We start from the raw sequence: 14,652 nt of genomic DNA on the forward strand, positions 1-14,652 counted from the left end.
GCAAGGCTCCCGGCTCAAGTTGTTTGAAGTGTCAAAATCTCGAATATCGTCGATTGGATGTCAGGCGCTGTAAACCGCCTGATCGGGCTGCTCTGCCAGAAGCGCTGATCTCAGCTTCTCCATTGCCCGGCTTTCGATCTGCCTGACGCGTTCCTTGGAAATGCCGAGCTTGGTGCCAAGCGATTCAAGGGTTGCTCCTTCTTCGGAGAGACGACGTTCGCGAACGATCTTGAGTTCGCGTTCGCTCAGTACCTTCAGCGCAGAACTCAACCATCTGCTTCGGCGCTCTGAATCGATGCTGCCAGTGACGATTTCATCCGGAAGGGGAGCGTCGGAGACAAGGAAGTCCTGCCTGTCGGCGCTGGACCCTTCAGTGTCCGTCACAGGGGCGTTCAAGGATGTGTCCGGGCCAGACAGGCGCGCATTCATGAGCGCCACGTCGGATTGTTTCACGCCGATTGCGTCTGCGATCTTCTGATGCAACTCGCTGTCGGTGAGCGGGGTCTGTTTGCCGGACAATTTGGCACGGAGCCTGCGCAGATTGAAGAACAGCGCTTTTTGCGTAGACGAGGTTCCGCCCCGGACAATTGACCAATTGCGCAGGATATAGTCCTGAATGGAGGCGCGGATCCACCATGTCGCGTAGGTCGAAAAGCGAACTTCCCGCTCAGGCTCGAAGCGAGCGGCTGCTTCAAGGAGGCCGACATGTCCTTCTTGAATCAGGTCGCCCAGGTTAAGGCCGAAGTTGCGGAACCTGGAGGCAACGGCAATCACGAGGCGCATGTGAGAAAGCGAGAGTTTTTCAAGCGCTTTTTCATCCCGATCGTCTCGCCATCGAAAAGCCAATTCGAGCTCTTCCTCACGTGTCAGGTAAGGTGCTTTCATTGCTGCTTGAACTAGCTGACGTTTTTCGCTCATGGACATCGCTGACGCTCCGACGCTGTTATCGGGGATACTACGTACATAAGTGCAGGTTAGATCACTTACGAATGTCACCGAGGCAGATTTTGTGCACTTCTCCGTGATAAGCCCGCGAGCAGGTGCTTCAAAAAGAAAAGGCCCGGACGAATCCGGGCCTTGCCAATTTCATTTTTTGAGGAGGATTGCTGCGGTTAGGCAGCTTCTTCCTTGTCTTCGTCATCATCCGAGCCGGCTTCAGCAGCAGCGGCGGCTTTAATCCGGCTCGGTGACTTTGCCAGGTTTTGCTCGATCTGCTTGATCGCCTCGGTTTCAGAGCATTTGTTCACGGCTGCGATCTCACGCGCCATACGGTCCAGCGCAGCTTCGTACAGCTGGCGCTCGGAGTAAGACTGTTCCGGCTGGTTTTCAGAGCGGAAAAGGTCGCGGACAACCTCGGAAATCGAGATCAGATCGCCGGAATTGATCTTTGCTTCATACTCCTGCGCACGACGGCTCCACATGGTGCGCTTTACGCGCGGGCGGCCCTGAACAGTCTCCAGAGCTTTCTTGACCGCTGCCGGATCACCCAGCTTGCGCATACCCACAGACGTGATCTTTGCGACCGGCACGCGCAGTGTCATCTTGTCCTGTTCAAAAAGGATAACGAGCAACTCCAAAGAGTGACCTGCCACGTTTTGCTCTTCAATTGCGGTAATCTGGCCGACGCCATGCGCCGGATAAACGATGTACTCGCCGGTCTTGAATCCTTGACGCTGCGCGGTCTTTTTGGTGTTCGTTGCCATACTTATATTTTCTCCTGCGCAGTTGATCGGCCCCATGGGCCGGTGATGGATCGCTGTGCGATCCTCTTTTTTATGCGACACGTACCCCGCCGAGCGATCCTTTGCGGAACGCCTGTTGATATGCGGCGTGTCAGGGCTGGTCAGTCGTCTATTTCCACTCTAGAACCTTATTCACACACATGAGCTGCCGGGATCTTGCTCTGTCCGGTGACTGTGAGCCGGAACAGATTGGGAAGACTCCGTTTTTGGGGTTGGTCTCGTGGTTGGCGACTATCCACTAAAGGTAACATACTTTTGTGGAAAATTAAAGCGTTGTGCTTTTTTGATGTGCAAATGACACATAGCACCTCACTGAAGCCATCAGTCAGGTGTTTGAATTTCTTATAAGAATCACAAATTAAGTAAGTATAGCTGACGCATGCGGCAGTGCGCCGCACGCATAAGTTTATCGAATCAAGACGGCGGGTTTGGCGAGAAAAACTTCTCGAATTTATTTTCTTTGCCGTCGTATTCAGCTGCGTCGGGCAGCGGTTCTTTCTTTTCGGTTATGTTTGGCCACTTCTCCGAATACTCGGCATTGACCTCAATCCACTTTTCCAATCCCGGTTCCGTATCAGGAAGAATGGCTTCCGCTGGGCACTCGGGCTCGCACACGCCGCAATCGATGCACTCGTCCGGATTAATGACGAGGAAGTTCTCACCCTCATAGAAGCAGTCCACCGGGCACACTTCAACACAGTCGGTGTATTTGCACTTGATGCAATTGTCTGTGACGACGTAGGTCATCGGTATCCTCATATAAGCCGGCAACCAAATCAGGACGTTCGGACAGCATCCCTCTTATGTCGCGGCGGTCATATGTGAAGCTCATCTATCAGGAGCCGCACATTAAATCTACTTCAGGGCGTTGGGTATCGTTTTTGGATGATGGGCGCAAGCGCCCACGATGACGCATTTTGGTGAAGAAGGAGAAAGATTTTTCGTTTTTTGGCGGTTGGGCGCATTCGGTGTCAGCTATCGCTGCGAAATGCATCCATCTTGCGGCGATCTCGTTTGGTCGGTCGGCCTGACCCGGCTTCCCTTTGGCCAGGTGGCTGTGCAGGAGGGTCAGTCTTTGGAGGTGGCGGAGGCGACAAGTCTTCGTAGAGCTTCCGCGCTTCCTCATAAGGGCCGCGCCGTTTGCCAAGTGCGACGATCTTGAGAACAAGTACTCTTCGTTCCTGCGCGATGGTCAGGACGTCCCCGGGCTTAACGGTCTTGCTTGCAGAAGCAATTTTGTCCTTATTGACCCGGATATGGCCGGAGGTCGCCAGTTTTTGTGCAAGAGACCGGGACTTCGTGACCCTGGCATACCAGAGCCACTTGTCGATGCGCAGGCTGCCCGAAGCAGAAAATTCACCGGTGTCCGGAATTACTTCTTGTCCTTGCTGTCCAGGTTTTCCTTCAAGGCCATCAGAGCTGCGAAGGGCGAATTTGGATCGATAGGCTTGTCTTTTGGCGTCTTGTCGCGCCGGTGGCCACCGTCATGGCCCTTGCCGCCATGTCCACCCTTGTTCCGGTTCGGTCCGCCTTTTCCGGCACCCTTGGCGTGGCGTTTGTCGCCGTGTCCGCCTTTCGGTCCGGGGGATTTGCGGTCTCCACCACGCCGTTGGTCGTTGCGGCCGCGAGGACGGCGATCATGCCGGCCTGGACGCCAGATTTCGATGGTGACGGTTTCCGTTTCCGGGTCACTTTCGGTCGCTTCACCGTCCGCTGCCGCCTCTGTCGACGCATCCGGTGTCTGGACAGTGTCAGACTGGGCGTTGCCTTCAGCTGCTTCCGCCTCCGCCGATTGCACTGCCGGTTCCGCAGTCAGACCTTCTGATTGCTCTTCACCGGCAGGTTCCGCCTCCGCAGCGGGGACATCAACAGCCTGTGTGTCTGCACTGCCGTCGGCAGCAGCAACCGGCGTTTCAGCCGCGACCGAAGCGTTGGCTTCATCTTGGTCTGCGGCGGGCTGCGCGGGCTCTTCCGGCGTTTCTGCGGAGGACGCGTCCTCGACGGTGCTCGGTACTGCCGTCGCTTCGGACCCGTCGACTGCTGCCTTTGCAGTGACCGGACGCTGCACTTCCTTTGTTTCAACACGGTAGCCGAGCGATTTCAGAACCGAGGAAAAGTCCTCACCAGCGCATCCGAGCAGAGACGTCATTGCAACAGTTACGGTGAAGCCTCTACCGGTTTCGATTGCCCCTTCCGGCGGCGCAACCTCCGCATCAAGCGGCTTCCAGGCGATCAATGGCCGGATCAGGTCTGCCAGGCGTTCCAGAATGTCGACACGCACGGCCCGAGGACCGCAGACCCTGAACCCGACAACCTTGTAGAGCGCCTTGTCGATGCTTTCATCAACCGGAATGGAAGTGCGGCCCGACGCGGACAACTGTGGCAACTCGGCCATGCCATTCATGTCAAGCGAGCCGTGCTTCAGCGCCCATAGCTGTGCCAGCAATTGGCTGGGGGCTGGTTTCAATAGTGCGGGTACGAAAACGGTGTACGCACCAAAACGAATGCCATGCTTGCGCAATGAGGCGCGCATGTCCTGATCGAGTTGCCTGATCTCGTCTGCCGCTTCCTGGCGTTCAAGAATGCCGAGACCCTCAACGATGCGGAAGGCAATGCCGCGCGCAAGACCTTCCAGATCTTCACCGTTTTTCAAGTCCACGAGCGGTTTCAGCAACGTGTCAATCTGCGCCTTGACCCAAAGGTCGATGCGGCTCTGGACAGCTTCCCTTGTCGGACCTGACAAATGGTCGTCCGCCAGCAGCAGTGCCGTCGGCGCAAGCAGGTCTTCATCGGCAACCAATTTGGCGACCGGTTCGCCCCGCCAGCGGATGGTGCCATCCGATGTCAGCACAAAATCGGTATTTTCCGACTTGCCGAGCTTTTCGGCGCGAGACTCGATCTCGGTCGTCAGTGCCTTCTGGGCGGCTGCGCGCACGGTCTTCCCATCCGGGCCCTCGGCCGCCGCGTCGGGAGCAAAGCGGAAGCCAAGCAGATTTCCGATGTGCTGACCTTCAACGAGCACATCGCCACTCGATGTAATTTCTGCTTCCAGCATTGCGTTCTCTCTCAAACGTCGCATCAATACACTTGTCCGCCGATCCACGAAACGCTGTGTCAGCCGCTCGTGAAGGGCGTCAGATAACTTGTCTTCTATGCCGCTTGCCACACCTTGCCAGTGAGCCGGATCGGCCAGCCAGTCAGGACGATTCGCGACATAAGTCCAGGTCCGGATGTGAGCAATCCGGTTTGCGAGTGTGTCGATATCACCATCTGCGCGGTCTGCGAAGGCCAATTGACGCGTGAACCAATCGTCAGCAATGACATCGTGCCGCATCAAATGGCTGTAAATGGTGTTCAAAAGGTCGGCGTGGTTCGCGGGTGCAATCTTGCGATAATCTGGGACCTGACACACATCCCATAACAATTCGACCGCTTTTTCACCCTTTGCCATGTCAGATATTGCGTTGTCGCGCAATAAATGTTCAAGCGCCGTGATGTCATCGCCGGTGGGTGCCCTGGCGAGACCCTCTTCTTTCGGCACTGCATCCAGGGTTTTCCGAAGCGAGCCGATGGAAGAAAAATCCAGAGAACTGTTGCGCCATTGCAGCACTTTCAGGCTTCCGAACTGATGACTTTCAATCTGTTCGACGAGTTCGTCAGGCAACGGGTCGACCCGACCGGTGACACCGAAGGTGCCGTCTTTGGTGTGCCTTCCGGCGCGCCCGGCGATCTGACCCATCTCAGAAGCCGTCAATTGCCGATACTGGTATCCGTCATATTTCCTGTTGCCCGCAAAGGCGATGTGGTGGACATCGAGGTTGAGGCCCATGCCGATGGCATCTGTGGCAACGAGGTGATCGACATCGCCATTCTGGAAAAGGTCAACTTGGGCATTCCGGGTTCTTGGGCTCAGTGAGCCAAGGACGACGGCAGCACCGCCACGTTGCCGGCGGATGAGTTCAGCGATCGAATAAACTTCGTCGGACGAAAATGCGACGATCGCGGACCGGGCCGGCAGACGGGACACCTTTTTGGAACCCGCATATTCCAGAATGGACATACGCGGCCGGGTCACGACATTGAGACCCGGCAGAAGCCTTTCCAGCAAAGGTCGCGCCGTCGCCGAACCCAGCAACAGGGTTTCCGACATGCCGCGCAAATTCAGGATGCGGTCGGTGAAAACGTGCCCCCGATCCAGATTTCCGGCGAGCTGCACCTCATCTATAGCGACAAACTCGGTTTTAAGATCCAGCGGCATCGCCTCGACCGTCGAGACCCAGAACCGCGGATTATCCGGAATGATCTTTTCTTCACCCGTGACCAGGGCAACGGCGTCTTTGCCCGCCCGGTCCGCCACGCGCCCATAGACCTCGCGCGCCAGAAGGCGCAATGGCAGGCCGATCAGACCTGAGGACTGCGCCAGCATGCGTTCTATTGCGAGGTGAGTCTTGCCGGTGTTCGTCGGTCCGAGCACGGCCGTGACAGTACGGGACCGGGCTTGCGGCGGCAGCGGCAGTGGTTGGGGGCGTGGCATGGAAGTGGTTTTGGTTGGCTTTCTTTGGCAAGGCGCTCTAAAGGACGCCATTGGAATGGGCCCTAAATATGGTGGAGCGTATCTAGCACGGCGCCGCGCGTTGTGTCCCTATCCAAATGGTCAAAAACGTCTCTTTTTTCAATTGAAAAATTCTTGTGGAGAACGACTCTGGAACAAACCGAAACCGAATCGCGGACTCTTGTTGATTCAGGATTTGTTCCCTACGAGATGTAGACTCTTTAGTGCTATTGGGTACAAAATCCTGAATCTGGTCAATAGTTTGAGTCAAAATCTATCAATGAGAGTGATTTGGAGCGAATCGCTGTCAAGAATTAAAATTCCGAAAATTGCCGGAATAACCTTGGAGGCTCGTCCGTTTACCTTTGGACACAGGGTGAACGAAGCCTGGACGAATCGCTGATTCAGAAAAGTTGCGGGTTTGTTCGTACCAGATTTGGTAGGTTAGCATGCGGCAGAACGGATTTTTGAACCGATATCCCGGGCGCCGACAAAAGGCAGTCAACCTGGTGTTCAGAACAGTGTCTCAATTTGGTTCAGAGTTGAAAAATGCGCTCAAAAATTTTGCAAGTGCAGGAAAATGGCTGACGTTTTGCTGCACTGCAAATAAATCGAAAACGGTAATCCGTCGGAGACTTAGGCCGGATTAGTGTTCATTTTCTATGAGTTAGCGGTGCAGGCGCAAAAATTTTCTCCGGCTTAAAAAAAGGACATACCTTCTGCCCCTTTTCAAGCGCCTCCTACCAAAGTAGAAATCTTGCCGAAAGTGGCTGAAATTTGGCTCAAAGTTAGGGGAGAGGGCGTTTGGCAATTGCAAAAATTCTCGTTGCGAACAGATCCGAGATTGCGATCCGGGTGTTTCGGGCGGCCAATGAGCTTGGTCTGAAAACCGTTGCGATCTATGCGGAACAGGACAAGTTGGCGCTGCACCGCTTCAAGGCCGACGAGGCCTACCAGGTCGGAAAAGGGCTTGGCCCCATCGAGGCCTACCTGTCCATCGACGAGATCATACGTGTTGCCAAGCTTTCCGGGGCGGATGCAATCCATCCAGGATATGGTCTCCTTTCCGAAAGCCCGGAATTCGTTGACGCCTGTGAAGCTGCGGGAATTACCTTTGTCGGACCCAGATCCGACACCATGCGCCGTCTGGGCAACAAGGTCGCTGCCCGTAATCTTGCGATTGAAGCTGGTGTTCCGGTCATGCCGGCGACTGATCCACTGCCAGATGAAATGGATGAAATCCGGCGCCAGGCAGAGAGCATCGGCTATCCCGTCATGTTGAAAGCCTCCTGGGGTGGCGGCGGACGCGGGATGCGGGTGATCCCCGACGAAGCGACGCTGGAAAAGGAAGTTCTGGCCGCAAAGCGCGAAGCAATGGCCGCCTTCGGCAAGGACGAGATCTATCTTGAAAAGCTGGTTCAGCGCGCCCGGCATGTGGAAGTGCAGATCCTCGGCGATGGCGAATCCGTTGTGCATCTGTTCGAGCGTGATTGTTCCATTCAGCGCCGGCATCAGAAAGTCGTCGAGCGGGCTCCGGCTCCATATCTCGACGAGGCCAAAAGGCAGGAACTTTGCGAATACGGTCTGAAGATAGGTCGCGCAGTCAACTATCGCGGTGCAGGTACGGTCGAATTCCTGATGGACGCCGATACGGGCGCCATCTATTTCATCGAAGTCAATCCGCGTGTCCAGGTTGAGCATACGGTGACGGAAGAAGTCACCGGCATCGACATCGTGCAGGCGCAGATCCACATTGCGGACGGTTACAAGATCGGTTCGCCGGAGAGCGGTGTCCCGCCGCAGGAAATGATCCGTCTCAACGGTCACGCATTGCAGTGCCGGATTACGACCGAAGATCCGGAACAGAATTTCATTCCGGACTACGGGCGCATCACGGCTTATCGAGGCGCCACCGGATTTGGCATTCGCCTGGATGGCGGGACAGCTTATTCCGGTGCGGTGATCACACGTTTCTATGATCCGCTGCTGGAAAAGGTTACGGCCTGGGCACCCACGGCCGAAGATGCGCGCAAACGCATGGACCGCGCGCTGCGCGAGTTCCGGATCCGCGGCGTTGCCACGAACCTGGTCTTCCTTGAAAACATCATCGGACACGATGATTTCAAGGCCAATGCCTATACAACGAGATTCATCGACGACACGCCTGCTCTCTTTGAGCAGACGAAACGGCAGGATCGGGCAACCAAACTCCTGACCTATATTGCCGACGTTTCCGTCAACGGGCATCCGGAAACCAAGAACCGCGAGAGGCCGCCCAAGGATGCGTCTGCGCCAATCGTTCCTGATTTTGGCGACGGCAAACCGGCTGGAACCCGGCAATTGCTCGATGAACTGGGTGCGAAGGGTTTCGCCGACTGGATGAAGGCGGAAAAGCGCGCGCTGATAACCGACACGACGATGCGCGACGGGCACCAGTCACTGCTGGCCACTCGCATGCGCAGCCACGATATCGTCAATGTGGCCGATGCCTACGCAACCGGTTTGCCAAACTTGTTCTCTCTGGAGTGCTGGGGTGGTGCGACTTTCGATGTTGCCATGCGCTTTCTCACCGAAAGCCCCTGGGAGCGTTTGCATCAGATCCGCGAAAGAGCGCCGAATATCCTGCTCCAGATGCTGCTGCGCGGTTCCAACGGGGTCGGCTACACAAATTATCCGGACAATGTGGTTCGCTACTTCGTCAAGCAGGCAGCCGAAAACGGCATCGATCTTTTCCGCGTCTTCGATTGCCTGAACTGGGTCGAAAACATGCGTGTCTCGATGGACGCGGTGCAGGAATCGGGAAAACTGTGTGAAGGCGTTCTTTGCTACACCGGCGACATGCTGGACAGCGCCCGTCCGAAATATGATCTCAAGTATTATGTCGGTCTTGCCAAGGAGCTGGAAGCAGCAGGAGCGCATATTCTTGGTATCAAGGACATGGCGGGCTTGTGCAAACCGGAAGCCGCAAAACTTCTGATCAGGACCTTAAAACAGGAAGTCGATCTGCCGATCCATTTCCACACGCATGATACATCGGGCATCGCCGCTGCGACGATACTGGCGGCGGTCGAAGCAGGCGCCGATGCGGTCGATGCAGCGATGGATGCCCTTTCAGGCCTGACGTCGCAGCCTTGTCTCGGTTCCATTGTCGAAGCACTGCGCGGTAGCGAGCGCGACACAGGGCTCGATGCCAAGACCATCCGCCAGATTTCATTCTACTGGGAAGCCGTCCGGACTCAGTACCGGGCCTTTGAAAGTGACCTGCGTTTCGGAGCCTCAGAAGTCTATCTTCACGAAATGCCGGGGGGCAGTTCACCAACCTGAAAGAGCAGGCACGGTCGCTCGGTCTTGAAACCCGCTGGCATGAAGTTGCACAGGCCTACGCCGATGCCAACCAGATGTTCGGTGATATTGTCAAGGTCACACCGTCCTCCAAGGTCGTCGGCGATATGGCATTGATGATGGTTAGCCAGAACCTTAGCGTGAAGGATGTCGAAGACTCTGGGAAGGATGTCGCCTTCCCGGACAGCGTTGTGAAGATGCTGCATGGGGATCTCGGACAGTCGCCAGGCGGCTGGCCGGAAGCCCTTCAGCAAAAGGTGCTGAAGGGTGAAACTCCGATCAAGGTGCGGCCCGGGTCTTTGCTGGCAGAAGCGGATCTGGATGCAGAGCGCCAGGCCGCCGCTGACAAGACAGGCCGCGACTTGGATGACACTGAGCTCGCGTCTTATCTGATGTATCCGAAGGTGTTCACTGACTTCGACAATGCCTTCCAGCAATATGGCCCGACTTCGGTATTGCCGACACCGGTCTATTTCTACGGGCTTGAAGCCGGTGACGAAGTTCTTGTCGACCTCGAGCCGGGCAAAACTCTGGTAGTGCGCTGTCAGGCGATCGGCGAGACGGACGAAAAGGGTGAGAAGAAAGTCTTCTTCGAACTCAATGGGCAACCGAGAAATGTCAAGGTTCCGGACCGGGCGCATGGTGCATCAGGTGCCGCTGCAATGCGCAAAGCTGAAGACGGCAATGCAGCGCACGTCGGAGCGCCGATGCCAGGCGTCATTTCAACCGTCGCCATTGCCGCGGGTCAGGACGTGAAGGCGGGCGACGTTCTGGTGTCTATCGAAGCCATGAAAATGGAAACGGCACTGCATGCCGAGCGTGATGGCAAAGTTGCCGAAATCCTGGTGTCGCCCGGCGCTCAAATCGACGCCAAGGACCTCCTGGTGGTGTTCGAAGGCTGATCGAGCAGACTTGAGCGGATCGCAAGTTCCTGCGATCCGCTTCATAACCAACTGTCATGTAAGCCGAAAAACTTCAGGCTCACGGCTTTTCACGTGCCGACACCGGTCATGTGAATTGTGCGTGCGCCTTTCTGGACCGGAAGCTTCTTTCCTTCAGCTCCACGCGGGGCTGGCGACAATGGGAGAGAGAAATGAAGAAGCTACCGATTTATCTGGGAGGAGTTTTTGCAACACTTTTGATTTCCGCGACAGCGCATGCTGCCTGCGATGTCGACAAACCTGGCTATGAACTCAGCGGCGACGAAGCAGAGAGCGTCTATGATTGTTTGAAAGCCGATCTGCAGGCGGGATATCAAGAAGGCCCGAAACGCTGGATCTCCGAAGACTTTGTCAAAGACTATCCGGGCTGGACAAAAGCAAGTGCCTTTCCCGCAGCACCCGGATTTCATGGGGGGCGGTTTCTTGTCACCTACGTGAATGCGATCGGTGCGGATGAATATCTGAAATACAAGCCGGAGGATGTTCAGGTTCCGGCTGGCACAAAGATCGCCAAGGAATCCTTTGCGATCGACGATGACGGCAAAGTCAGCAAGGGCCCTCTGTTTCTGATGGAAAAGGTAAGCGCGGGTACGTCACAGGAGACCGGTGACTGGTACTACATGATGGTTGCGCCGAATGGTGCCCCTCAAGCGGTCAATGTCATGACCGCATGCAGTGAATGTCACCTGGAAAACTTTGGCGAGCAAGGCGGTCTTGGTTATCCGGTCGAAGACGCGCGTATCAGGTAGCCTTTATGAGTTGACCCATCGGTGGAGCGATGACGCTCCACCGGCAAAATCACCAGCTTGATTCATTTTCTGTTTCGTCTTCCAGTTGTTCAAAGGCTGCCGAGTGCGATGCCTGTGTGACTTCCGGGAGGGAATGATGAAACGAACTGGTCTTTTGTTTGCCGCTTGTCTTTGTCTCGGTCAGCCGGGTTTGGCATCGGACAAAACCGTCAATCCACCGGGATACAATACGCCGATCCCTGAAGACATCTTGACGCCGGACGAAGTCGAGACCCGTTTCGGCACCCTCAAGTTCATCGACGGCAGGCCGACACCCGAGACCAGTACCCTTATGTTCGATGTTCTCGATTTCATGCGCGGTGCTGAAGTGTTTTTGAACTTCATTCCGGCAACCTCGATTGAGGGGATCCGCCGTGGTCTGCTTGAGATCGGGCTGGACGCATCCAACAAGATTGCCGTTTTTGAACAACTGATGGATTCAAATCCGTTGTTCCTGACTGGCAATACAGACACAGTTTATGGCACGGCGATCCTGGACCTTCAGCGCGACGGCCCTGTGGTTATCGAAGTGCCCAAGGGACAGGGTCCGACAACTGTAAACGATGCCTATTTTCGTTTTGTGACCGATATGGGTGTCCCCGGCCCCGACAAGGGGGAAGGTGGAAGGTATCTGATACTTCCGCCCGACTACGAAGGGGAACTCGATCCTCCGGTCGGTGGCTATGAAGCCGAGGTCGATGGTGAAACCTACTTCGTGTCAAAGTCGACCAGCTATATCAACTGGTTTATCGCCCGCGGATTTCTGGTCGACGGAAAAACGGATGTCGCGGTACAGTCCTATAGGGACGGGTTGAAGATCTACCCGTTGAAAGACAAGGCAACGCCGCCGGAAATGGTGTTTATCAATGCCTCCAAAAAGGTCTTCAACACAATCCACGCCAACACATTCGAATTTTACAATGAACTGCATGCAGTGATCGACCGGGAACCCATCTCCACCTTCGATCCGGAACTTCGGGGGCTTGCCGCCGCAATCGGTATCGAAAAAGGAAAGCCGTTCGATCCGGACCCACGGATGAAGCAACTGTTGATCGAGGCGGTTGCGGTCGGCAACGCAATGGCCAGGTCCATCTGGCTGAAGCCGCGCGACAAGAGCGCTTATCTTTATGACGATAGCGGATGGTACACCGCGTTTATTGGCGGCGACTGGCAGTGGCTTCGGGACAAGGGCAACGGGGGGCGGTATCTGGATGCCAGAACCATGTTCTTTTACATGGCAACAGTGAACACGCCCGCTATGGTGCTGAAACTGCCCGGCAAGGGCTCACAATATGCGCTCAACGTTACCGACGTATCGGGGGACTTTCTGGACGGCTCCAAGACCTACAAGCTTGATATTCCGTCTAATGTGCCGGCCAAGGATTTCTGGTCGGTGGTCGCCTACGACCCGCAAACGCGTTCAGAACTGCAAACAGGCCAGCCCTTTCCGAGCAAAAACAACAAGCGCGACAAGCTGCTTGCAAATGAGGATGGATCGGTAACGCTCTATTTTGGTCCACAAGCACCTTCTGGAAATGAACAGAACTGGATCGAGACGATCCCCGGAAAGGGCTGGTTCACGATCCTGCGGCTTTATGGGCCAGAGAAGGCCTGGTTTGAAAAAACGTGGCGGCCCGGCGAGATCGAGCCGCTTGAGTAAGCGATGCATTCCGTGTCTTGATGTACCGATCTGACTATCGGTTATGAAACGACTTCGTGGTCATTCGGCTGCTTTCAGTGCCGAGTGAACCTTCGGCATTGCAGCGGACCCGATCCATTGATCCAGGAAGCTGTCGAGCCATCTTTTTACTGCAGGGTCATAGACCAGTCGGCCTGCGAAGTGATCGCGGCGTTGTTGGGCTCCGGGGAGTTCCATGCGGGGAGCGCCTTTGGTGGTCCAGCGAACCATCATCTGATGCGTAAGCTCAGGATGAAACTGAATGCCATAGGCTGCCGGTCCGACACGGATTGCCTGGTTGGTATAGGTCGGGCTGGTTGCGAGCAATTCCGCTCCGCGCGGCAGGCTGAACCCCTCACGATGCCACTGATAGACCTTTCCTGGCCAGCTCATGAGTGCCTGGCCGGGCTCGGTCGCCCGTAGTGGGTAATATCCAATTTCGACCAGATCGTCGCGATGCCCGGACACGCTGCCGCCAAGATTTTTCACCATCATTTGCGCACCGAGACAAATGCCGAGGAATGGCTTTTGTTCAGCAAGCGGAACGCTGATCCAGTCAATCTCCTTATGGACAAACGCATCCGGGTCGTTGGCACTCATTGGCCCGCCAAATATGACCGCGCCCGCGTGCCCATCCATTGTGTCGGGCAAGCTGTCGCCAAACCTTGGCTTGCGGATGTCCAGCGCAAATCCCCGTTTCACCAATTCCTGACCGACCCGGCCTGGTGAAGAATGCTCCTGGTGCAGAATGATCAGAATTTTGGGGCGGCTGCCCTGACTTGACTGAAATTTCATGCCTTTAATATGAGGCAGGTGATCTCGGAAATCGAGTCCCGTAGGACGTCGCCTGTCAGTAATGAACAGCTGGCGTTGCTTCCAGCAAGGCGTCAGCTGGTTTCATCGGCTTCCGGCGCGGTTTGCGCAACCTTGTGGCGAAGCGTCATGCGATCACGGGTTGAGACGCCCAGAAGTTCCGCAACGCGCCAGATCGTGTTGTCTTCAAATTCATGGACGTGACCGTCCGCATAGACGATCTCCCACATCATCTCGACGATCGCGAGGCGCTCGTCTTCATCCGCAGTGCGTTTGAGAACCGATGTGAAGCCATAAAGGTCGACGGCTTCCTCATCCCGTTGCTTGGCTGCTGAAATGAGTTCAGTCGTTTCCTTGTCCGACAGTTCGTAGTGGTTCTGGAGTATCTGCCGAAGTTTCTGGCTTTCGCTCTCTTCAATAACGCCATCAATGTCGATCAGATGAAACAGGAGTGCGGCAGCTGCAAGTCGCTTGTCGTCTTCGGCGAAAGTCTTTTCACCGCTATCACCAAAGGTAAGTTCCCGTACAAAGCTTTTCAGTGCATTGAGCATCTTGTTTTCTTCCCGTTTTCCGGCGTCCGATCCGGTCTATTTTTATAGCTATACCATTCCCTCACTAGCATCAAAGGATTGATGTCTGATTTATGGCTTATATATGCGTAGTTAAACTTACACTTCCCAGTCAACTTTTTGGAATTGTTCTAAAGTATTGATTTTTTAGTATTTTTATCTTGACTTTTTGCCTCATAAAATGGTTTCCGTACGATCTGCACAGCACTCGCTGGCCGCCAAAATTT

General features: G+C 55.3%; 9 protein-coding genes and 1 pseudogene. 3 read left to right on the forward strand and 7 right to left on the reverse strand.

All coding sequences use genetic code 11. The features are described from left to right. Positions 1-60 precede the first annotated feature (60 nt). From ACZ1HV_RS17210 to ACZ1HV_RS17230, 5 genes are all read right to left on the reverse strand, one after another. Positions 61-924 (reverse strand): RNA polymerase factor sigma-32, encoded by an 864-nt coding sequence (locus ACZ1HV_RS17210; protein WP_472715830.1) that lies wholly within the window; start codon positions 922-924, stop codon positions 61-63. A 188-nt stretch (positions 925-1,112) separates the two neighbouring features. Beyond that, positions 1,113-1,703 (reverse strand): CarD family transcriptional regulator, encoded by a 591-nt coding sequence (locus tag ACZ1HV_RS17215; RefSeq protein ID WP_298817504.1) that lies wholly within the window; start codon positions 1,701-1,703, stop codon positions 1,113-1,115. A 453-nt stretch (positions 1,704-2,156) separates the two neighbouring features. Next, positions 2,157-2,489 (reverse strand): ferredoxin FdxA, encoded by a 333-nt coding sequence (gene fdxA / locus ACZ1HV_RS17220; RefSeq protein WP_152499537.1) that lies wholly within the window; start codon positions 2,487-2,489, stop codon positions 2,157-2,159. A gap of 224 nt (positions 2,490-2,713) precedes the next feature. Beyond that, positions 2,714-3,079 carry an RNA-binding S4 domain-containing protein gene (locus ACZ1HV_RS17225; protein ID WP_298985398.1) on the reverse strand — a complete coding sequence of 122 codons (366 nt, stop codon included), beginning with the start codon at positions 3,077-3,079 and terminating at the stop codon, positions 2,714-2,716. A gap of 35 nt (positions 3,080-3,114) precedes the next feature. After that, on the reverse strand, positions 3,115-6,276 hold the full coding sequence (locus tag ACZ1HV_RS17230) for a helicase-related protein (protein ID WP_472715831.1): 3,162 nt from the start codon (positions 6,274-6,276) through the stop codon (positions 3,115-3,117). A gap of 822 nt (positions 6,277-7,098) precedes the next feature. Between ACZ1HV_RS17230 and pyc the strand changes: the two are divergent. The 3 genes and pseudogenes from pyc (at position 7,099) to ACZ1HV_RS17245 (ending at position 13,025) form a co-directional block, all read left to right on the forward strand. Then, positions 7,099-10,538 (forward strand): annotated as a pseudogene (gene pyc, locus ACZ1HV_RS17235) (pyruvate carboxylase). A gap of 191 nt (positions 10,539-10,729) precedes the next feature. After that, on the forward strand, positions 10,730-11,326 hold the full coding sequence (locus ACZ1HV_RS17240; RefSeq protein WP_472715832.1) for a cytochrome P460 family protein: 597 nt from the start codon (positions 10,730-10,732) through the stop codon (positions 11,324-11,326). A 136-nt stretch (positions 11,327-11,462) separates the two neighbouring features. Further along, positions 11,463-13,025 (forward strand): DUF1254 domain-containing protein, encoded by a 1,563-nt coding sequence (locus ACZ1HV_RS17245; protein ID WP_298817494.1) that lies wholly within the window; start codon positions 11,463-11,465, stop codon positions 13,023-13,025. 60 nt (positions 13,026-13,085) lie between these two features. On the opposite strand, the gene ACZ1HV_RS17250 is transcribed toward ACZ1HV_RS17245, so the two are convergent. Continuing rightward, complete coding sequence (locus tag ACZ1HV_RS17250) at positions 13,086-13,838, reverse strand: glutamine amidotransferase (RefSeq protein WP_298817491.1); 753 nt, start codon at positions 13,836-13,838, stop codon at positions 13,086-13,088. Between the two features lie 92 nt (positions 13,839-13,930). Continuing rightward, on the reverse strand, positions 13,931-14,407 hold the full coding sequence (locus tag ACZ1HV_RS17255; RefSeq protein WP_152499544.1) for a tellurite resistance TerB family protein: 477 nt from the start codon (positions 14,405-14,407) through the stop codon (positions 13,931-13,933). Between the last annotated feature and the right edge of the window lie 245 nt (positions 14,408-14,652).

Source organism: Roseibium sp. JB4-4 (genome assembly GCF_055693425.1).

Bases quoted from the DNA above. Each gene is read 5' to 3' on its own strand.
- ACZ1HV_RS17210 (WP_472715830.1), bottom strand. From the start codon at position 924: ATGTCCATGAGCGAAAAACGTCAGCTAGTTCAAGCAGCAATGAAAGCA.
- ACZ1HV_RS17215 (WP_298817504.1), bottom strand. From the start codon at position 1,703: ATGGCAACGAACACCAAAAAGACCGCGCAGCGTCAAGGATTCAAGACC.
- fdxA (WP_152499537.1), bottom strand. From the start codon at position 2,489: ATGACCTACGTCGTCACAGACAATTGCATCAAGTGCAAATACACCGAC.
- ACZ1HV_RS17230 (WP_472715831.1), bottom strand. From the start codon at position 6,276: ATGCCACGCCCCCAACCACTGCCGCTGCCGCCGCAAGCCCGGTCCCGT.
- ACZ1HV_RS17240 (WP_472715832.1), top strand. From the start codon at position 10,730: ATGAAGAAGCTACCGATTTATCTGGGAGGAGTTTTTGCAACACTTTTG.
- ACZ1HV_RS17245 (WP_298817494.1), top strand. From the start codon at position 11,463: ATGAAACGAACTGGTCTTTTGTTTGCCGCTTGTCTTTGTCTCGGTCAG.
- ACZ1HV_RS17250 (WP_298817491.1), bottom strand. From the start codon at position 13,838: ATGAAATTTCAGTCAAGTCAGGGCAGCCGCCCCAAAATTCTGATCATT.
- ACZ1HV_RS17255 (WP_152499544.1), bottom strand. From the start codon at position 14,407: ATGCTCAATGCACTGAAAAGCTTTGTACGGGAACTTACCTTTGGTGAT.